Annotated in this window: 19 protein-coding genes and 1 riboswitch; of the genes, 11 read left to right on the top strand and 8 right to left on the bottom strand. The window is 45.2% G+C overall.

The features are described from left to right. Positions 1–3: 3 nt before the first annotated feature. The 4 genes from V7D18_RS14890 to eam all read left to right on the top strand — a co-directional run bounded on the left by V7D18_RS14890 (position 4) and on the right by eam (position 3655). Complete coding sequence (locus V7D18_RS14890; RefSeq protein ID WP_426155187.1) at positions 4–240, top strand: HypC/HybG/HupF family hydrogenase formation chaperone; 237 nt, start codon at positions 4–6, stop codon at positions 238–240. Next, positions 218–1258 carry a hydrogenase formation protein HypD gene (gene hypD / locus V7D18_RS14885; RefSeq protein ID WP_426155185.1) on the top strand — a complete coding sequence of 347 codons (1041 nt, stop codon included), beginning with the start codon at positions 218–220 and terminating at the stop codon, positions 1256–1258. The genes V7D18_RS14890 and hypD overlap by 23 nt, the downstream gene beginning before the upstream one ends. A gap of 44 nt (positions 1259–1302) precedes the next feature. Continuing rightward, positions 1303–2280, top strand: a complete 978-nt coding sequence (gene hypE / locus V7D18_RS14880) for a hydrogenase expression/formation protein HypE (RefSeq protein ID WP_426155183.1) — start codon at positions 1303–1305, stop codon at positions 2278–2280. Positions 2281–2398: 118 nt separating this feature from the next. Then, on the top strand, positions 2399–3655 hold the full coding sequence (gene eam, locus V7D18_RS14875; protein WP_426155181.1) for a glutamate 2,3-aminomutase: 1257 nt from the start codon (positions 2399–2401) through the stop codon (positions 3653–3655). Positions 3656–3716: 61 nt separating this feature from the next. Here the strand turns inward: eam and V7D18_RS14870 are convergent, their stop codons facing one another. The 7 genes from V7D18_RS14870 to V7D18_RS14840 all read right to left on the bottom strand — a co-directional run bounded on the left by V7D18_RS14870 (position 3717) and on the right by V7D18_RS14840 (position 11184). Continuing rightward, on the bottom strand, positions 3717–4064 hold the full coding sequence (locus V7D18_RS14870) for a VOC family protein (protein WP_426155179.1): 348 nt from the start codon (positions 4062–4064) through the stop codon (positions 3717–3719). A gap of 47 nt (positions 4065–4111) precedes the next feature. Further along, complete coding sequence (locus V7D18_RS14865; protein ID WP_426155177.1) at positions 4112–5392, bottom strand: SLC13 family permease; 1281 nt, start codon at positions 5390–5392, stop codon at positions 4112–4114. A gap of 62 nt (positions 5393–5454) precedes the next feature. Further along, positions 5455–6549: a 4-hydroxythreonine-4-phosphate dehydrogenase PdxA gene (gene pdxA, locus V7D18_RS14860; protein ID WP_426155176.1), complete on the bottom strand. Its 1095-nt coding sequence runs from the start codon at positions 6547–6549 to the stop codon at positions 5455–5457. Position 6550: 1 nt separating this feature from the next. Next, the gene (gene dapA / locus V7D18_RS14855; RefSeq protein WP_426155222.1) at positions 6551–7459 is read right to left on the bottom strand and encodes a 4-hydroxy-tetrahydrodipicolinate synthase; all 909 of its coding nucleotides are present in this window, start codon (positions 7457–7459) and stop codon (positions 6551–6553) included. 18 nt (positions 7460–7477) lie between these two features. Further along, entirely contained in the window at positions 7478–8638 is a 1161-nt protein-coding gene (locus V7D18_RS14850) for an iron-containing alcohol dehydrogenase (protein ID WP_426155174.1), read from the bottom strand. Between the two features lie 20 nt (positions 8639–8658). After that, positions 8659–9819 carry a sialidase family protein gene (locus V7D18_RS14845; protein WP_426155172.1) on the bottom strand — a complete coding sequence of 387 codons (1161 nt, stop codon included), beginning with the start codon at positions 9817–9819 and terminating at the stop codon, positions 8659–8661. 105 nt (positions 9820–9924) lie between these two features. Next, the gene (locus V7D18_RS14840; protein ID WP_426155168.1) at positions 9925–11184 is read right to left on the bottom strand and encodes a four-carbon acid sugar kinase family protein; all 1260 of its coding nucleotides are present in this window, start codon (positions 11182–11184) and stop codon (positions 9925–9927) included. A gap of 295 nt (positions 11185–11479) precedes the next feature. Between V7D18_RS14840 and V7D18_RS14835 the strand changes: the two genes are divergently transcribed. Next, the gene (locus tag V7D18_RS14835; RefSeq protein WP_426155166.1) at positions 11480–14125 is read left to right on the top strand and encodes a cation-translocating P-type ATPase; all 2646 of its coding nucleotides are present in this window, start codon (positions 11480–11482) and stop codon (positions 14123–14125) included. An 85-nt stretch (positions 14126–14210) separates the two neighbouring features. On the opposite strand, the gene thiT is transcribed toward V7D18_RS14835, so the two are convergent. Then, complete coding sequence (gene thiT, locus V7D18_RS14830) at positions 14211–14882, bottom strand: energy-coupled thiamine transporter ThiT (RefSeq protein WP_426155164.1); 672 nt, start codon at positions 14880–14882, stop codon at positions 14211–14213. Positions 14883–14911: 29 nt separating this feature from the next. Continuing rightward, a riboswitch (TPP riboswitch) is annotated at positions 14912–15010 on the bottom strand. A gap of 161 nt (positions 15011–15171) precedes the next feature. On the opposite strand from thiT, the gene V7D18_RS14825 reads away from it, so the two are divergent. The 6 genes from V7D18_RS14825 to rlmH all read left to right on the top strand — a co-directional run bounded on the left by V7D18_RS14825 (position 15172) and on the right by rlmH (position 20522). Then, the gene (locus V7D18_RS14825; protein ID WP_426155162.1) at positions 15172–15597 is read left to right on the top strand and encodes a DMT family transporter; all 426 of its coding nucleotides are present in this window, start codon (positions 15172–15174) and stop codon (positions 15595–15597) included. Positions 15598–15698: 101 nt separating this feature from the next. Beyond that, the gene (locus V7D18_RS14820; RefSeq protein WP_426155160.1) at positions 15699–16325 is read left to right on the top strand and encodes a helix-hairpin-helix domain-containing protein; all 627 of its coding nucleotides are present in this window, start codon (positions 15699–15701) and stop codon (positions 16323–16325) included. A gap of 20 nt (positions 16326–16345) precedes the next feature. Continuing rightward, positions 16346–17044, top strand: coding sequence for a response regulator transcription factor (locus V7D18_RS14815; RefSeq protein ID WP_117415353.1), 699 nt, complete (start codon positions 16346–16348; stop codon positions 17042–17044). Positions 17045–17115: 71 nt separating this feature from the next. Continuing rightward, positions 17116–18972: a DUF6320 domain-containing protein gene (locus V7D18_RS14810; protein WP_426155158.1), complete on the top strand. Its 1857-nt coding sequence runs from the start codon at positions 17116–17118 to the stop codon at positions 18970–18972. 30 nt (positions 18973–19002) lie between these two features. Then, positions 19003–20031, top strand: coding sequence for an alpha/beta hydrolase (locus V7D18_RS14805; protein WP_426155156.1), 1029 nt, complete (start codon positions 19003–19005; stop codon positions 20029–20031). An 11-nt stretch (positions 20032–20042) separates the two neighbouring features. Continuing rightward, positions 20043–20522 (top strand): 23S rRNA (pseudouridine(1915)-N(3))-methyltransferase RlmH, encoded by a 480-nt coding sequence (gene rlmH / locus V7D18_RS14800; RefSeq protein ID WP_104434996.1) that lies wholly within the window; start codon positions 20043–20045, stop codon positions 20520–20522. The last annotated feature ends 27 nt before the right edge of the window (positions 20523–20549 follow it).

Here is a 20549-nt window from a genome sequence, read left to right as displayed (position 1 = left end):
CTCATGTGCGTTGCAATACCTGGAAAAGTCATGGAAATACGGGGAGATTATGCAAGAGTGAATGTAATGGATAATATCACCGATGTGAATATAAAACTTGTGGATGCCGGAATCGGAGATTATGTTCTGATCCACGCAGGCTGTGCCATAGAAGTAATAAGCGGGGAAATAGCAGGGGATATACTTAGCCTGTTTTCAGAACTTCAGGAGGACAGATATGAAGATCCAGGAAGTGATTGATGAACTGAAAGCTTATGACGGGAAACCGGTAAAAATCATGGAGGTGTGCGGAACCCATACTTCCAGCATTTTTAAAAACGGAATCAGAAGTATGATTTCTCCCAGAATCCAGCTGATCTCCGGTCCCGGGTGTCCGGTTTGTGTTACCCCGGCTGCCTATATTGACCGTTTGACGGATTTTTCCTTAAAGGAGGATCACTGTGTCCTGACCTTCGCAGATATGATGAAAGTGAAAGGCAGCAGCATGTCCTTAACAGAGGCAAAGGCAGCAGGAGGAAAAGTGAAAATCCTGTATTCTCCGCTAATGGCGTTAAAGGAGGCTCAGGAGTATAAAAATATCCAGTATCTGTTTGCGGCTGTGGGCTTTGAGACAACGGCTCCCATCTATGCTCTGATGCTGGAGGAAATGCAGCAAAAGGAGATCACGAATCTAAAACTTTTAACTTCTGTAAAAACAATCGTTCCAGCCCTTTCCTATATCTGTGAGAGGGAAAAAAACATTGATGCATTCTTAAACCCTGGTCACGTTAGCGTGATCACAGGAGCTGACAGTTACCGGGAACTGGCAGACAGATACCGGAGGCCTTTTGTTATTGCAGGTTTTGAAGGAGAGCATATTCTGGCAGCTGTCTATGAAATTATGAGCCAGCTAAGAACCGGGCGGTTTGAAGTAAAAAACATGTATGCCAGTGCAGTGAAGGAAAAGGGCAATGAGAAAGCCCGTGCTTTGCTTTTGAAGTATTTTGAACAGGGAGATGATTTCTGGCGGGGAATCGGTATGATAGAAAATTCTGCTTTAAGGCTGAAGAAGAAATATGAGATCTATGACGGCGGAAGCCGCGTTCAGGGCAGGTACGAGGAAATGCCAAAAGGGTGTAAATGTACAGACGTAATTCTGGGACGGAAAAATCCAGGAGAATGCCCTTTATTTAAGACTGCCTGCACGCCGCTTCATGCAGTGGGGCCCTGCATGGTGTCATCAGAAGGAGCCTGCGGGATCTGGTATCAGAATTCTTAAGTAATCCGTTTTATAATAAAGTCGAAAGGAGCAGGGCAGAAACTATGAAAATTGACATGTCTTATGGCAGCGGAGGAAAACAGACGGGTGATCTGATTAATCAGGTTTTTTTAAAGCATTTCCATAATAAAACATTAAACAGGCTTGAGGATGCGGCAGTGGTGCCTGTTGAGGGGAAGATCGCCTGTACAACAGATTCATTTGTTGTTACTCCGCTGTTTTTTAAAGGTGGAAATATAGGAAAGCTTGCTGTGTGCGGAACAGTCAACGATTTGTCCATGATGGGAGCTGTTCCTAAATATCTCACTGCAGGCTTTATCATTGAGGAAGGCACAGAATTGGAAACCATAGAGGAAATTGCCCGCACCATGGCTTTGACAGCAAAAGAGGCCGGAGTAAAGATCGTTGCAGGCGATACAAAGGTGGTGGATGGAAACGGAGGGGTTTTTATCAATACTTCCGGAATCGGAGAAGTGAAAAAGGGAGGCATCAGCATTTCTAACTGTAAACCAGGCGATGCTGTTATTTTATCGGGAAACTTAGGAGAACATCATGCGGCAATCCTTTCCCACCGTATGGGCATAGAAAATCAGATTTCCAGCGACTGTGCACCTCTTACTTCCATAGTCCGGAACTTATTGGACAGCAGGGTCCGGGTGCACTGCATGCGGGATGTAACAAGGGGCGGCCTGGCCACTGTTTTAAATGAAGCAGCAGAGCAGTCCGCATGCAGTGTGGAGATCTGGGAGGAGGCTCTTCCTGTCAGCACGGAGGTGAAAGGCTTCTGCGGTATACTTGGGTTAGATCCTCTCTATATGGCCAACGAAGGGAAGATGATAGCCGTTGTACCGGGAAATCAGGCCGAAAAGGCATTAAAAGCAGTGCAAAGCAGTAAATACGGAACAAATGCCAGAATAATCGGAACAATACTTGAGGGAAGCGGAGTCAGAATGAAAACCAGGCTTAAGGGACTGAGGACCATTGATCTTTTGTATGGTGAGGGTCTTCCAAGAATCTGTTAGAAAAGTCGGTTTATGATAGACTGGCTTCCTTTTTTGCTCTAATTAAATTTATTGACTAAGTAACAACTTTTTTGTTATAATAAAGTTGCTTCTTTTGGAGCAAAAGGAGAATAAATATATGGAAAAAGAAAGAAAGCGTCAAATATCACTACAGCGTGCAGATGAACTGAAGGGGAGGATTGAAGATTTTCTTGAGGCAAGGAAGTCAATTCCTACAGGAATCAGCAAAGAAAATGAGCTGAAGGAACGGAAAAACAAAATTCTTCATATTTATTCGGCAACGGAAGAGGACTGGAATGATTACAGATGGCAGCTGAAAAACAGAATTACAGATGTGGAGAGCTTAAACCGGATTCTCCCTGTCAGCGAAAAAGAAAAGCAGCTGATCCGGGAAGTGGGGGAGAAGTTTCGGTGGGCAGTTTCCCCGTATTACTTAAGTCTTACAGATCCGGCCGACAGCTTTGATCCCATACGTCTGATGAGTATCCCAAATTATAAGGAGCTGGAAGATACCTGTACGGATTTAGATCCTATGGCAGAAGAATATACCAATCCTGCCGGATGCATTACCAGGCGGTATCCGGACCGCCTTATCATTAATGTGACCAATGAATGTGCCATGTACTGCAGGCACTGCCAGAGGCGGCGTAACATCGGTGAACAGGATGTGCACAATTCCCGGGAAAAAATTATAGAATCGATCAATTACATCAGAGAGAATGAGGAAATCCGAGATGTTCTCATAACAGGGGGAGATGCACTGACTCTGACAGACGAACAGCTGGAATGGATCATCAGCCAGTTAAAGGAAATTCCTCATGTGGATTACATAAGGCTTGGAAGCAGAATTCCCGTAACCATGCCACAGAGAATCACGAATGAGCTTTGTGACATGTTAAAGAAATACCACCCCATTTATTTAAACACTCATTTCAACCACCCCATGGAGGTTACAAGTGAATCAAAAGCAGCATGTGAAAGGCTGGCAGATGCAGGAATTGTCCTTGGTAATCAGGCAGTCCTGTTAAATGGTATTAACAATGATAAATTTGTGATGCGTGTGCTGAATCATGAACTGTTAAAATGCCGGGTACGGCCTTATTATATTTTTCATGCAAAACACGTCCAGGGAACCACCCATTTTAATACATCCATTGAGGATGGGATTGAAATTATGGAATATTTAAGAGGATACACCTCCGGTATGGCAATTCCCACGTTTATTGTCAATGCGCCGAAAGGGCAGGGAAAAACTCCCATATTCCCCAATTATATTATTTCAAGAGGTCCGGGTTATATAAAATTCAGAACCTGGGAAGGCAATATAGTTACGTATGAAGATCACGAGACAAAAGACATTCATGAGCTTCTCTGATTCAGGAAAACCGCTGATCCAAAGGCAGATTTGCTTATGGATCAGCGGTTTTCGTTACATGCTATTTTTGCATAATATGAATGGCAAAGCCGCCAAACTCACCGTCTAAATAGACGTTTTTCAGTTTGCCATCCTCAAAATATGCGGCAGTATCCATGTTGAAGGAAAAGCCTTTCTCTTTTAACTCTTCTACGGCAGCGGTCAAATCAGGTGTACGCATAGCGATATGACCGTTTTCTCCCAGGAATGGAGCTTTCATACATTCGAAGTAAGGGCCTCCAAACTCGGATTTTTGTCCATGACGAGGTTCCAGGTTAAACATCATACTCAGAAGCTGGGCCAGTTTTTCTGCTTCCTCAGCATTTGGGGTGTTGATGCCGATATGCTCCAGTTCAAATTTATTATTCATAATCATACCTCTTTCCGTTTCCTAAACAGTTGGTTAATTTTTAAATCTTACATTGGAAACAATAGCAAGGCTCCGGCTGTTAAGGCAAGCAGGCGGATAAAGTACATTGGAATTGTGTATTTCCAAAACTCGATCAGCTTGTATTTTCCAATTCCCATTACCATAGCCGGCATACCGTCAATTGGTAAGAAGTGCCCATTCCAGCCCGAAACTACAATGGCAGCCGCCGCTGCTGTTGGGTTTAGGCCCAGGCTCATGCAGGTAGCAATAGCCATAGGAGCAAATACATAAACAGTACCTATCGTGGATCCTGTAAGGGTAGCAAGTACACTTGTTAACATACAGAATACAAAGATGAGGATGAAAGGATTGATGTTCGTGCCAAGCATATTGGCTACAGTTTCGCCAACTAAAGCAGTCAGCCCCGTACTGCCGAGAGCGTCGGCAACACCGATAACGCCGGCGGACATCAAAATAATCGGAGCACCGATATTGTTACGGATTTCATCAAAATTAAGAACACCGATCGCTAAAATCAGACATGCAGATAAACCTGGAACCATATATCCTGCATCGCCAATTTTACTTTGAAGAATCATACCAACAACTGCTGCAATAAAGGCTGCATATGTTACATTTTCTTTCCATTTTGGTAAATCATAAACGGTGTCTTTAGACTTATCAGCTCCAATTTCTGTATCCTCAACATTTTTGTTTGGCAGAACTTTATATCCGATTAAAGCCCATGCGACATAAGCTAATGAAAGTATTAGATTTACAATAGAGAATTTTGCTAAGGAAACGCTGGTGATACCTGAACCGGCAGATGCTAAAACAGCAATAACAATGCCATATTGTAATGTAACATTTACAGGAATCAGTGGATGGTTCGCTGCGAAACCAGCAGCAGCAATCACTTTACCACGTGGTAATTTGTCAGTAAACTGTATGGTGGATAAAATACCTAATGTAAGAACATAGAATGCAGTTGAGCCTGTGCCAAAAATACTGCTGGCCAGCATAACGATGATAAATAACAGTATATATGCCTTGTATCCGCCTTTGTTAGCCATATTCAAAATTGTTTTTCTGAAAGTGCCGATAAGACTGGTCTTTTGAAGAGCGGCCACGATTGCCATGAAAGAGGCAAGCATAATTATGGTAGCGTTAGAAAAACCGCCGAAAGCAGTTTTAATATCGGTTATTCCAAAAAGAACCATTAGCAGACAGGCAAGTATTGGAGGTGCACCGAATGGAAGCTTTTCTGTCATGATTAAAACAATCATGAGTACAGTGACAGCGAGGGCAATAATCATTGGGATAGTCATTTGTTTGAACTCCTCTCTTTTATAAAGCATTATTTTTGGCAGTTGGAGACATTATATTAATTTCAGGCTTCTTTTCTGGCATTCACCATAAGGATGGCATAATCCATAGCATTGATCAGACTCAGCTCACTGGAGCGGCCGCTGCCTGCAAGATCGATGCCGGTGCCATGGTCCACGCTGGTACGGATGATAGGCAGACCAAGAGTTACGTTAACACCCTCTACAGCTTCCCAGTGCTTTTCTTCACGGTTATAAACAAAGCCTTTTACCTTTAGCGGAATATGGCCTTGATCGTGGTACATCGCAACAACGATGTCATACCAGCCGCCCAGTGCCTTGGAGAACACGGTATCAGGAGGAGTAGGTTTCTTTTCGGGGATAAGAATGCCCTCAGCCATGGCAGCTTCAATGGCAGGCTGGATTTCTTCCGCTTCCTCCCAGCCAAACATGCCGTTCTCCCCGCAGTGGGGATTCAACCCTGCAACACCGATTTTAGGCTCTTTAATTCCCAGTGCTTTGCAGCCATCGTTGGCAATGCGAATGCAATCCAGGACACGGTCCTTTCTGACACGGTCACAAGCTTCACGTAAAGACACATGAGTGGAAACATGGACTACCCGCAGATCTTTGTGAGCCAGCATCATGGTGTACTTAGGTGTGTTCGTATAATCAGCATAAATCTCGGTATGGCCGGAATAGTGATGACCAGCCATGTTTATGGCTTCTTTACTCAGGGCATTGGTAACCGTAGCGTCTATCTGGCCCTCCATAGCCAGCTGAATCACTTTCACCACATACTGGAAGGCAGCTTCACCGCCCAGGGCACAGGCTCCCACACCAAATGGCTCAGGCACCTCCAGTTTGGAGGTATCTGGAATTTCTTCTGCAGGAATCAGTTTCAAATCCATCAGGTCGATGGTACCATAGGTATACTTGCCTTCGGCGGGAGCAGAAACCACATTCAGCTCCAGATGAATGCCGTGAACTTTTTCAGCCACCTTCAAAGCGTAACTGATGGAAGTTTCATCGCCCACGATCAAAGGCTTACAGCGCTCGTAGAGTTTCGCATTTGCCAGCGCCCGAACTGTTATTTCCGGACCATTTCCAAAGGGATCCCCCATAGAAATGCCAATAATAGGTCTAAACTGAACATTCATATCAACACATCCCTCTTTCAGCGTTATCCTTCAAAACCTGTTTTAGTGCATCAACCCCTTCGTCACATAGATAGTTAAATGGACGCCGGCAGTCGCCTACCGGGTAACCAAGCAGAGAAACAGCCTTTTTAACAACAGTATTTGGGTTGCCATATTTGAATACGGCACGGAAGGAAGCGATGGAGTCCTGAGCAGCCTTAGCCTCCTCCAGTTTATCAGCCTTGAACAGTTCATATATAGATGCCAGAACATGAGGATATACGTTTGCACATCCTGCGATGCCGCCTGCACCGCCTGCCTCCAGGCAAGGCAGAATCAGTGAATCGTTTCCGGACAATACACGAAAATCTTTGTCCAAGTCCTTTGTAAGGTTGATGTAGGCAAGTAAGTTATCCCAGTCACCGCTGGAGTCTTTGGCCCCCATAATTAGATCAACATCTTTAGCCAGCTTTGCAACGGTCTCAGGAAGCAGTTTATTGCCTGTGCGTGCAGGGATGTTGTACAGCACGATGGGAATGTCTACATGCTTTGCAATTTCCACGTAATGATCGTAAAGCTCTTTCTGTGAAGCAAGAGCAAAGCTGGGTGTGATAATGGACAGCACGTCGGCCCCAAGTTCCTGCGCTTTCCTGCTGACGCGGATGGTATCAGCCGTGGATATGCAGCCTGTACCTGCATACACCGGAACACGATGCTTTACCTGGTCAATAGCAGCCTCAAGTATCTCAATTTTTTCATTTTCGCTTAAAATATAACCTTCCCCGTTGGTTCCGAATGGGAACAGACCATGAACACCGCCTTCCAGCATGCGCTCAATCTGATTACGCAGTTCCTCCAGATTAAGAGATTCATCGGGATTCATCGGGGTCAGAATCGGTGGGATAATACCTTTTAATTCAACGTTCTTCATCATAATATTCTCCTTTTATTAAATGATTTTCAGATAAAGCGCCCGTGCATCGGCAGGAGTAACTTCCCGCATATTATTTACCAGAAGGCGTGTAACCTGCATACCGGCTTCTACCAGTCCGTCTAAGTCTTCTGCAGGTACCCCAAATTCCTTTAAGCTGGCAGGAATGTCTAAGTCCTTAACGATCTTCTCCATCCATGTAAGTATATAAGCACTTTTTTCTTCCGCTGTGGTACAGTTTTGTTCTGTATGGACACAACGGTCATAGGCAGCTGCAAACTTCCCGCGGCATACCGGCTCGTTGAAACGCATAACCGGAGCCAGTAGCATTGCGTTGGATACACCGTGTGCGATGTGGTATTTGCCGCCGAGGGGGTAACTTAATGCGTGTACGGCAGTTGTTCCGGAAGCAGTGATGGCAAGTCCGCCGTAGTAGGCTGCAATCTGCATCCGGTTTTTTGCTTCCATTGCCTCAGGATCGTTACATGCATCCATGATGTTGTTAAGAATCAGATCCAGACCCTCTAATGCATACAGATCGCTGAACGAATTCGCTTTCTTGCTGGTGTAGCACTCGATGCAGTGAGCAAGAGCGTCCACACCCGTAGCCGCTGCAATCTTGCGGGGCAGGTTCTTGATCATTCTGGCATCCAGTATCACATAGTCAGCGATCATATTCTCGTTGACGATACCCACCTTTAGCTGTTTTTCAGGAACGGCAACAATGGCGTTGGGGGTAACCTCTGCTCCGGTACCTGCAGTGGTGGGGATCAAAATAATGGGAACGCACTTTTGTGCGCGACCAGGATCGTCTAACAGTTCCCTGACTCCATATTCATCAGTAACCAGAATACTTGCCAGTTTGGCTGCGTCCATGACACTTCCGCCGCCGCAGGCCACGATCATATCCGCTTTGTTTTCTTTAAACTGGTCCACCAGTTTCTGAACAGCGGTATAGGTTGGTTCCGCGGGGAGATCATCCAGAATATAGTAATCGGCTCCTGCAGCTTTTACTGCTTCCTCAGGCAGGTTAAACAGGCCGCTTTCCTCGATTCCCTTATCTGTAAACATGGCGACCCGCTTCACCTGTCTGTTTTTTAAGATGGTAGTGATGCTTTCCATGGCGTTTTCTCCGCCATATACGGCGTGGGGCATTTTAATGTTATAGGTTTTCAGCATTTTTAATCCTTTCTTTGTTACTAATGGCTCTTGGCAGCAGTTGGGTTATAGAGTCCAACCCGCTCTCTCTTTTGTCCCAGAACATCCTTCTCGGTAAATCGAATGTATTTCACTCCGGCGCGGGTGTGGGAGGCATAGGCCAGATGGAGCGCCCCATCGTCTGACTGCATCAGATAGGGATATTCGTACTGCCGGTTATTGGTTTTGTTTTCATCACCCATGAAACCTTCGCCCCGTTCCATATAGCGGATGATGGGGAAGGTCAGACCGCCATCCTCAGTCAGTGCAACTGCAACCGGGCAGCGAAGACCAGGCCATGCAGCCTTGCCAGGCTGGGGATCGGGTGTACAGGTGGGGTTGTAGGCAATGGCAATGCGTCCGCTTTGCAGTTTCACTGCACTGATGCTGGAGTTGTTGTTTGGAAGGGGAGTGGGAGCCGGCTCGCTCCAGGTCTCACCCCAGTCAAAGGACTCACTGCGGTGAATGCGGTAAGCTTCACGGTTACGCATAAAAGCAACCAGGTGTCCGTTTTCCAGCTCTATGACATTGGCGTGAACATGACCGTTGCTCTTAGGCATCATCACCATGCGCCAGGTCTTTCCTTCGTCATCTGAGATGCGGAAAGCGGTGGGATCTCCGGACAGCCCGTCTGCGGAATCCGTGCACAGCCAGTTTGCGAAGATCCAGCGTCCATTTGAAAGAATCTGTATCGGCTGGCGGCAGAAGGTTCCTTCTTCGGGGAAAACTGTCTCATAGGGACCCCATGTTCTGCCGCCGTCTGTACTCTTCTGACAGCGTACTACGGCTGTATACTGCATGTTATCTTTGCCTTCCTGACGGTCCAGCTGTGCGGTGTACATCGCCCATACAGCACGATCGGGACCGTAGAACAAGGAGGGGTTCTGCTCACTTCTGCAGGGGTCACCGGAGATATCCACAGGCGGAAGCCATGCAGTCCCGTCTTTTGGAAGAAGTGAGCAGATGATATGGATATCGGCGCTGCCTTCGTAGGTGCCTGCAAACCAGCAGCACAGAAGATCGCCGTCAGGCAGCTGAAGCATTGCCGGAGCATGGGCGGTGGGGTATCCGCCGGTAGGAAGGAGTGCCTCCAGAATTCCCATGTCATCGTTTTGGTAAATAGTGCCGTCCCAGGTCAGGCCAGGTAATTTCGCGTATTGCATGTTGTTATCCTCCTGATTTATAATTATATAAGGCAATTGTTTCATTGCTGGAAACACGTATTTTAATGTTTTTTATATCCTGATTAGAGTTTCCCGGAAAATCATTCAGCAATTCTTTATTTTATTAAATTGTTCTGACATATCCATAAAAAGTGATTCCCGTCCAAAACCTCCGGACTTTGATATGATAGTGACCCTTTTTCCTTTATAAAGGACCTCTGAAAGCACAACACCCGGCTCAACCTCGCAGACAGGTGATATAACTGTTATTCCGGTCTGTTTTACAAACTGGTAAAGAAGGTCGCCTCCCATGAGAAAAATGGTTGCATCTGTTCCCCGGTCAATCAGCCCCTCAATCAGCTGTCCCATCACAGATACAACATTAGTTCTGATCTGTGACAGCCCGAGCCCTTTTTCTTTCGCGTATTCATAGGTCTTATCAGGCTCGTCTGGTCCGTTGGCATTGAAAATAACGACTGGATTCTCCTCGCAGGATTTGAGCAGCTGTTTCATCAGATTTTCTGCTGCCTCTCCTTTTGCCCACAATGGATTAAGCTTTTCTTCCGGGGTGAGGTGATAATGAGGCGCCCCGTTTTTTGCTGCATAGCTGCATTGCGCCAGAGAAACCGGATTAATACTGCCGCATGCTATGAGCAGATGAGGGGAAATCTCCGGCATCTGAGGTTTTGCTCCGGAAAGTCCTGTTATCTTTGGAAGCAGTGCTGCAAATCCGGCGCAGCCGGCTAACAGATGTATTTCGCCTTTCTCTTTAAGCGTTTCTGCAATCACCTCCAGATCTTCTGCTGTCTGTGAATCATGAATCAGGATTCCTTCTTCCTGGCTCCAGTCCTGACCGGCATCTTCTATAATAGAAGAAGAAATATCTGTCTGGGACCTTATTATCTGTGTTATGTCAGAGGATTGGACCGGTTCGAAGGGATCTTTACCCAAAATGCTTTTGTCAATGGGAATATCATCTGCATAGTGGATTCCTTTTTTTGTAGTGCGCCCCATCTGTGGATAAGCTGGTATGAAATGAATCCGTTTCTGGCCGCTGGCCGTAAGTACTGCTGCAAGTTCTGCTCCGATATTTCCCCTGAGGACGGAATCTGTTTTTTTATAAATATAGGGAATTCCGGACTTTCGTGCGTGCTCTGTTATGGAAAACACAGCTGCATAGGCGTCCTTCTGGTTTAAGTGACGGGTTTCGGCATCTACCACCAGGACATCAGTATTGGGGGTTAAATCGGACGTATTAAACTCAAAATCCAAAGTTACATACGCAGCTGCACCTCTTGCTGATAACTGAACACTGGTATCCAGCGCGCCCGTAAAATCATCTGATATTATTAATAATTTAATCATGTAATTACCTTTTCCATCTGCTTTTATCAGGTTCTTCAAAACGCCCTTGATTGATAAAAATATGATACCATACAGGAATGGGTTCACCAACCAATTAAGTGGCTATTTTGGTTCATTTATGAAACACACAATAAAAACGTCGCATGCAATTTTGTGCGTTTTGTACAAAATAATTTTATAGCTTTCAAAGAAATGTGAAATATGGTATAATAAAGGACGAAGCAAATGTTCCAAATATGAACGATTTGGAACGGAAACAGGGATTTACCACTTACAATATAACGGGAGAAGAACTATGCGGAAAGAATACTTAATGGAATCAACAGATGTCTTAAGCCAGCTGGAGACATCGCATCAGGGACTTTCGGACTCTCAGGTGGAGGAGAGAAGGTCAAAGTACGGGCTGAACAAACTGAAGGAAGGAAAAAAGCCCGGTCTGATTCAAAAATTTTTAAAAGAGCTTGCTAACTTTATGACGATTGTTCTGATTGTTGCAGCGGTCATTTCAGGAGTAACTTCGATTTATGCGGGCGAAAGCATGATCGATACCCTTATTATTATTTCTGTGGTTATCATTAATGCAGTACTTGGAGTCTATCAGCAATCGAAAGCAGAGTCTGCAATTGAATCCTTACAGGAGATGGCGGCGGCCACATCAAAGGTAATCCGGAACGATAAACTCATCATTGTCCGCTCCGAAGAACTTGTCCCTGGTGACATCATCCTTTTGGAAGCAGGGGACTGTGTACCTGCTGATTCCAGGATTTTGGAATCTGCCAGCTTAAAGGTGGAAGAAGCAGCGCTGACCGGAGAATCCGTATCCGTATCCAAGATTACGGAAGTGGTTGGAGACGGATCAGGAGAGGTTGCGCTGGCAGACAGAAAGAACATGGTCTATACTGGTTCTACTATCGTATATGGAAGAGGAAAGGCTGTAGTATGTTATACCGGCATGGAAACGGAAATCGGTCATATTGCCGATGCGCTCAATACAGCCAAAGAGGAAGAGACTCCGCTGCAGATTAAATTAGACCAGCTTTCCAAAGTACTGTCCATCATGGTTCTTGGAATCTGTGCTCTTATGTTTGCCATAGATTTATTAAGGATTGGCATGTCTGGAAGCGGGATCCATTTAGAACAGATCATTGATACCTTTATGGTTGCAGTTTCTCTGGCGGTAGCTGCAATTCCGGAAGGTCTGGCGGCAGTTGTCACCATTCTGCTTTCCATCGGTGTGACAAAGATGTCAAAGAAACACGCCATTATCAGAAGACTGACAGCAGTGGAAACACTGGGCTGTACTCAGATTATCTGCTCGGATAAGACGGGAACCTTAACACAGAACAAAATGACGGTTGTGGAACATTCTGCTTCTGACGAAACCCTTCTTATGACTGCCATGTCACTGTGCTGTGATGCGGAATTGGACATGGACAGTTCACAGGCAGTGGGAGAACCTACGGAATGTGCCCTGGTCAATGATGCATTTAAAAATGGTTTGTCAAAGCCGGAGCTGGCAAAGGAATATGTAAGAATTGGAGAAGCACCCTTTGATTCCGTCAGAAAGATGATGTCAACGGTTCATAAAAAAGCAAATGGTACAGTGATACAGTTTACAAAAGGTGCGCCGGATGAGGTTTTAAAACGATGCACCAGGGTTTATACAGGCGGCGGCATCGCTGATATGACAGATGAAATGCGTGAAGCCATTTTAAAAGCAAATAAAAGCATGGCGGATAATGCGCTCAGGGTTTTGTGCGGTTCCATGAGAGAGTGGGGCAGCGCTCCTTCGGCCGTTGAGCCGGAAATACTGGAAAAGGATCTGGTGTACCTGGGTCTTTCTGGAATGATCGATCCGGTACGTCCTGAAGTAAAAGCAGCGATTACAGAATGCCAGGAAGCAGGTATCCGGCCGATTATGATTACCGGAGACCATAAGGATACAGCTGTTGCCATTGCAAAAGAGCTTGGAATTCTTGAAAATGAAAGCATGGCGGTTACTGGTGCTGAGCTTCAAAAGATCTCTGATGAAGAACTGGAAAAGACAATAAAGAATTATTCTGTTTACGCAAGAGTTCAGCCGGAACATAAGGTACGTATTGTCAGGACATGGAAGAAGCTTTCCAAAGTAACTGCCATGACAGGAGATGGTGTGAACGACGCACCTTCCATTAAAGAAGCGGATATCGGTGTGGGAATGGGAATTACCGGAACAGATGTTACAAAAGATGTTGCAGATATGGTGCTGGCCGATGACAATTTTGCGACTATTGTGGCCGCTGTGGAAGAGGGACGCCGTATTTACGATAATATCCGCAAGGCGATCCAGTTTTTACTTTCCTCAAATCTTGCAGAGGTAATTGCCGTATTTGTCGCCAGCCTTTTAGGGTTTACAATTTTAAAGCCGGTGCATCTGTTGTGGATTAACCTGATTACAGACTGTTTTCCTGCCATTGGTCTTGGTATGGAAGCAGAAGAAGGCGATATTATGAAACGCGCTCCAAGAAGTCCCAAAGATGGCGTATTTTCCGATGGCATAGGGGCCGAAACAGCATTTCAGGGCTGGATGATCGCGATCCTTACTCTGGCTGCGTACTTTATCGGGCATTATATGGAAAGCGGAGTATGGGAGATTGCGGAGAGTTCCGATGGTATGACGATGGCATTTTTAGCCCTGTCTCTTCTTGAAATGTTTCATTCCTTTAATATGCGTTCCAGAAAGGAATCCATCTTTCAATTAAAATCACGGAATAACTTTCTGACCGCATCGTTAGCGGTATCCTTTGTTTTGACAACTGCCGTAATTTATGTTCCGTTTTTAAGAGAAGCATTTTCATTTGAGCATATTTCATTTGTAGAATATCTTGTAGCGATATTGATTTCCGTTTCCATCATTCCGATTGTGGAGATTATGAAACGGTTGAAGCATAAAAAGAAATAAGTGTAACAACGAAAAATACCGTCCGGATGGACGGTATTTTACACTTGTATGTCTGACTTCAGGGGCGCACGTACCCCGCTAAACTTTAACCATTTACCGCCTGACGTTTCATCTGGCTGATGGCTTCGATGACCGGAGGCAGATATAATATTACTATAGTAACAACCATCTCAGGAACAATATAGGTGGCGTTATATCCAAAGGTATATAAAAGCGGGTTCATGCCTTCCGGTGCATAGGAAGCAAAGAATATATAACCGGATATAACATGGCAGAGGTATCTGCCCAAAACACCTGTAACATAACCAGGAATCAGACCATACTTTCTATTATGAAATAATCCCGAAAGTCCCAGGCATCCAAATGCAACCGGATAGTCCAGGAGGAACTGAACGGGGGCATAGATATATGGCTCCACAATAAATTGAAGAATTCCGTATGCCACTCCTGTCATGATTCCGGCCTTAACGCCGTAGATATAGCCGGTCAGACAGATGAACAGCATGGAGAACAGTGTGATGGAACCTCCAAACGGGAGTGAGGCAAATTTGATGAAAGAAGCCACCAGCGCCAGTGCCATCGCGCCTGCGCAGGTTACCATCTGGCGGGTTTTCAGCTGTCTTGTAGGCAGGTTTTTGCCAGTAAGCAGATGAAGTCCAAGCAGAATCACCAGAAGCGCAGCAACCACCAGACCGTATCCGCCTGGTTTTAAGAAGTATTCTCCGGATTCCTGAGAATAGGTTAGAAAAAATGACATTAAAAAACCTCCTTTATATGCACAGGAGGGGACTACTACTATTGCTTCCTTCCGCCGGCATTATCCGGTTCAAGTAGTAAGGGTCAGGTAAATACCATTCTCAGCCTAAGGCTCCCCCAGCGTGTCATAATTTTTTCATTTCGGTGTGAGTATAACTGAAATAAAAGGGATTGTCAAGCTATTTGAACCTGTAAAAATAAGTATAAAAAAGTAAATTAAGCACAACCTAGTAAAGCAGTGCATCATTGCATTTTTTCGGATTAAAAATACAGATGCGGAGGTTGTGTATATGACAGGCTTTATCATAGCTCTGATATCAGGAGCGCTAATGAGTATACAGGGAGTATTAAATACGGGAGTGTCCAAACAGACAAGTATGTGGGTGTCCACCGGCTGGGTTCAGCTGACCGCCTTTTTAACCTGCCTGATTTTATGGTATTTTTCAGGAAGGGACGATATTTCAGCCCTTCTTACGGTTCACCCCAAATACATGCTGATCGGAGGTATTCTAGGCGCATTCATTACTTATACAGTTGTAAAAAGTATGGGGACCTTGGGTCCGGCTAAAGCCGCGCTGATTATAGTAGTATCCCAGATAGTGGTGGCTTATGCAGTGGAGGTATTTGGATTATTCGGTGTGGAAAAAGTGGGATTTGAGTGGAAAAAACTGATTGGGGCAGTTGTAGCCATCATAGGCATTATAATCTTTAACTAATTTGGAAATAGTGCTTGTATTTACTTATTTCTTTAGGTAGAATAGGTACAAGGGCTGAGGATGGGATCCTTTTTTGCAAAATTTTGTAAAGGGAGGATTCCATGAACTATCATAGGATTAAGATCGCAGCCATAGCTATATGTGTAATCATATGCAGCATCTGCTATGGCTTAAACAGAAATCATATATACCCGGAAGAAAAAGCTTTTGTTTCTATTCAGGAGCCGCCTGTTTCCTCAATGGAGGAAACTCCGGCCTCGGATTCCCTGAAAGCACCGGAAGAACCGTCACGTATTTGCTATGTACATATATGCGGAGAGGTGGTTTCTCCGGGAGTCTATGAGCTGGAGGAGGGAAGCCGTATTTTTCAGGCTGTCGCGGTGGCCGGAGGCTTTACGGAGAATGCAGCTGCCGATACGTTAAACATGGCAGAGCAGGTCAAAGATGGTATGAAGATTCAGGTGCCGGATCAGGAGGAAGCCAAAAGGCTTTTGGATCAGGGAACATCTTCCTTGAAAAATATACCGGAAGGCAGTCATAAGGTGAATCTTAACACGGCAGGTAAGGAAGAACTGATGACTTTAAGAGGTGTCGGAGAGGCAAAGGCGGATGACATCATTCGTTACCGGGAGAGTCACGGCGGATTTCAGAAGATTGAAGATATTATGAAGATATCAGGGATTAAGGAGGCAGCCTTTCAGAAGATAAAAGACGATATAACGGTTTAAATAGAAAACAGAGGTGCAAAATGGCAAGTGTTTTAGTAGTAGATGACGAAAAACTGATTGTAAAAGGAATGAGATTCAGTCTGGAGCAGGACGGTATGGAAGTGGACTGTGCCTATGACGGTGAGGAAGCCATTAATCTGGCAAAGCAGAAGGAATACGATGTAGTGCTTTTGGACGTTATGCTTCCAAAGTATGATGGATACGAAGTTTGTCAGGCGATCCGGGAGTTTTCCGAGATGCCCATCATCATGCTGACAGCCAAGGGCAATGATATGGATAAGATTCTCGGGCTGGAGTACGGAGCCGATGACTATATTACAAAGCCCTTTAATATTCTGGAGGTAAAAGCCAGGATTAAGGCAATCATGCGGAGAAATGCCAAGAAGGGCAGACGGGATCATAAGGAAGACAGCCATCTGGTGACAGCCGGTGATTTAAAACTGGACCGGGATGCCAGACGGGTCTTTATCGCAGATAAGGAGATCAATTTAACGGCCAAGGAATTCGATCTTCTGGAACTTTTAACCTGCAATCCCAGTAAGGTTTACAGCAGAGAACAGCTGCTTACTTATGTTTGGGGAAACAAGGCGATGGACACAGGCGATGTCCGTACGGTAGACGTTCATGTAAGGCGTCTGAGGGAGAAAATCGAGCCCAGCCCCAGTGATCCCAAATATGTGCATACCAAATGGGGTGTGGGATATTATTTCCGCGTCTAGTGAAAAAAGGAGGATTTCTTCCGGGAAGCCGGAGAGATCCGCCTTTTCTTAAATTAAGGAGTGCTGATACGATGAAGAAAAGCCCGCAGGGTGAACGATGGAGAAGGCTTGATAATACGGCAAAGATTTTTCCGGTCATAGCCGATGAAAATTTAAGTAATGTGTTCCGGATCAGCGCTGAGCTGAAGTGTGAAGTGGTTCCAGGAACCTTGCAGAGAGCATTAGAGGAAGTTCTGCCGCAGTTTGAAGGATTTTCGGTGAAACTGCGGAGGGGTTTTTTCTGGTATTATTTTGAACACAACAGCCGGATGCCGGTCATTGAGCGGGAGACCACTTACCCCTGTAAGTATATTGACCCACACAGCAACCAGCTTTTTTTATTCCGGGTCACTTATTTTGGCAGGCGGATCAACCTGGAAGTATTTCATGCTGTCACAGACGGACTGGGTGCCGTTAATTTCTTAAAGGCACTGGTTTACCGCTATCTTGATCTGGTAAAGGATTCAAGAACTGGTCACAGGGCGACCCAGAAGATTTCTTCCGATGTTTCCATGAATGTGGAGGACAGTTATGTCCGCCATTATAAAAAGATCCGGAAACAGAAATACAGTTCTGCAAAAGCGTATCATATTACCGGAGAATATCTCTCCCTGGATGAGGAGAACATTCTTCACGGCTATATAGGTTTAAAAGAGATGAAGGCAGTGAGTAAGCGTTACGGAGTCAGCATCACCCGGTTTTTAACCGCTGCACTGATCTGGTCAATTTATCAGGAATATTTAAAAAAGAAGCCGTCTGAACATTCCATTGGTATCAGCATTCCCATCAATTTAAGGAATTTTTTCGGTTCTGAGACAATGGCTAATTTTTTTGCTGTGACTCTGGTGGAATTTCTTTCATCCGGAGAGAATCACACGTTTGAGGAAATATTAAGCGTGGTCAGCACCCAGATGGATGAGAAAATTACAAAAGAGAAGATGGAGGAGACCATTTCCTATAATGTTTCCAGTGAGAAGAAGTGGTATCTGCGCATCACCCCTCTGGTGATAAAATGGCTTGCTTTGAATCTGATATTCTGGAAGAACAATGGGGCATATACCATGACACTGTCAAATATCGGTCCCATCGAAATGGATGAAGAATATGCAAAAGAGATTGAACGCTTCACCATGATGATCGGAGTTTCACGCAGACAGCCAATGAAATGCGGAGTCTGCTCTTACGGGGGTGAGGTTATCGTCACCTTCAGTTCTGTTTTTCAGGATACAAGGCTTGCGGATACGTTTTTTTGTTTTCTGAAGAAAGAAGGGATTCCGGTAGAGCTTGAAAGCAATGGAGTGCCGGACCACAGAGATGATAAGGGTCAGTATCCCCAGATCCGGTATGATAAAGAACGAATGAAAAAGATTGCCAATGTTTTTTATGGAATCATGATTTTTGCAGCGGCTATTCTTGGCGTTATTAACCTTGCTACCTATTCCGGCTCCATATGGTCCGTGATTGCAATCGTCTTAATGGCTTATTCCGTCATGACAGTCCGGTATTCCTTTATGCGCCATTCCAATCTGGCAGGGAAGGTTGTCATGCAGACCATAGCGGCAGAGATCGTATGGTTTTGCATTGATCATGTAACGGGGTACAGCGGCTGGTCGGTAAACTATGGCATACCAAGTACCATATTGTTTGCGGACCTGGCAGTGGTATTTTTGATTCTTGTAAACCGAATGAACTGGCAGAGTTATTTCATGTATCAGATTGCAGTTACCGTTTTCAGCTTTATTCCGCTTATTCTATGGGCCGCAGGGCTGATTACCAGACCGCTTATGTCCATTGTGACAGTGGCAGTGACCGTGATTATTCTTGCTGTAACCATTGTTTTGGGAGACCGGAGAGTAAAGAATGAGCTGATCCGGCGGTTTCATATATAGAAAATGCTGTCTGGAAAGGAGGTATGACACATGAGAAGAAAAAAGGTGAGTGTGATGGGAAATCTGGTAAGAGATATGATGCAGAATGTAATGGAGACTTCTTTTAAGCAGCCAATCCAGAGCGGAGAGCTGAGAAAAAACCCGGTGGAGCCTGCCTGGGTATGCCCTGCTGGATATGAATATGAAATTATAGAAAAATGTCATTTAAAGATGGAGTATTTAAGACCTGTGGGAGTGGTTACCGGACGCGTGATTCTTCAGCTTCACGGAGGCGGTTATATCGGTCCCATGAAAAATATTTACCGGAGATTTGCAGTCCGGTATTCCAAGATAAGCTACGGAGGAGATGTACTGACTCCGGATTACCGGGTGGCTCCCGAAGATCCCTATCCGGCTGCTTTGCAGGATGCCGTTTCAGCCTACCAGTGGCTTTTACAGGAGAAGGGGTATGCCCCCGAAAATATTGTAATAGCAGGAGATTCGGCGGGCGGAGGTTTAGGTCTTGCCCTGGGCCTTTATTTAAAGGATAACCACCTGCCTCTTCCGGGAGGCTTTCTCACCATGTCTGCCTGGACGGATTTAACAAACAGCGGAGAAAGTTATCAGGTTAATTATGAGCTGGATCCGCTTTTTGGCAATTCCACCCATAACATGCTTTATGATTCCACCTATATCGGAGAAGCGGATCCGCTGGAACCATATATCTCTCCGCTGTTCGGGGATTTTAGCGGTTTTCCTCCGGTGCTCATGCAGGTGGGAAATTTTGAGGTTCTATTAAGCGATACCCTTATGGTGGGGGAGAAGTTAAAAAAAGCAGGTGTAAAATGCCGGATATCCGTCTTTGAAGGAATGTTTCATGTATTTCAGATGGGGCTTGATTTAATACCGGAGAGCCGGGAAGCCTGGGAGGAAGCGGAAGAATTCTTACGTGTTGTTTATCATATTAATGTAAAGCCGGAAGGAAAGGTTGTCCGGAAGGTGAAGACAGGACAGAAACGGTCTGCGAGAGATATCACCGGCTTTTTAATTGCCATGATGAAGAAAGAATTGAATGGATAGAGGAGATACGAATGAAGATCACATTGGTGACTGTGGGAAAGATAAAAGAAAAATTTTATACCGACGCCATAGCCGAATACAGCAAAAGACTGAGCCGGTACTGTAAGCTGGAGGTGATCCAGGTGGCAGATGAAAAAACACCCGATCACGCCAGTGAGACGGTAGAACGGCAGATTAAGGAGAAGGAAGGCGAGAGAATTCTTCTCTCTATAAAAGAAGGGGCCTATGTGATCGCTCTGGCCATTGACGGAGATACTCCTGATTCTGTGAAGCTGTCAGAAAAAATAGCGGCTCTTGGAGTCGGTGGAGTAAGTCAGATTGTATTTATTATCGGAGGTTCCCTTGGACTGGCGGATGCTGTGTTAAAGCGGGCGGATTACAAATTGAGCTTTTCCAATATGACGTTTCCCCATCAGCTGATGCGGGTGATTTTACTGGAGCAGATTTATCGGAGTTATCGGATTATAAATGGGGAACCGTACCACAAATAGGCAAAGAATTTTCTTTAATGTTAAAGC

Origin of the sequence: Lacrimispora sp. 38-1 (genome assembly GCF_049890855.1) — a bacterium.
Taxonomy (GTDB): Bacteria; Bacillota; Clostridia; order Lachnospirales; family Lachnospiraceae; genus Lacrimispora.
Note: the sequence above shows the minus strand (reverse complement) of the source record. Positions and strands in the feature narration are given on the sequence as shown.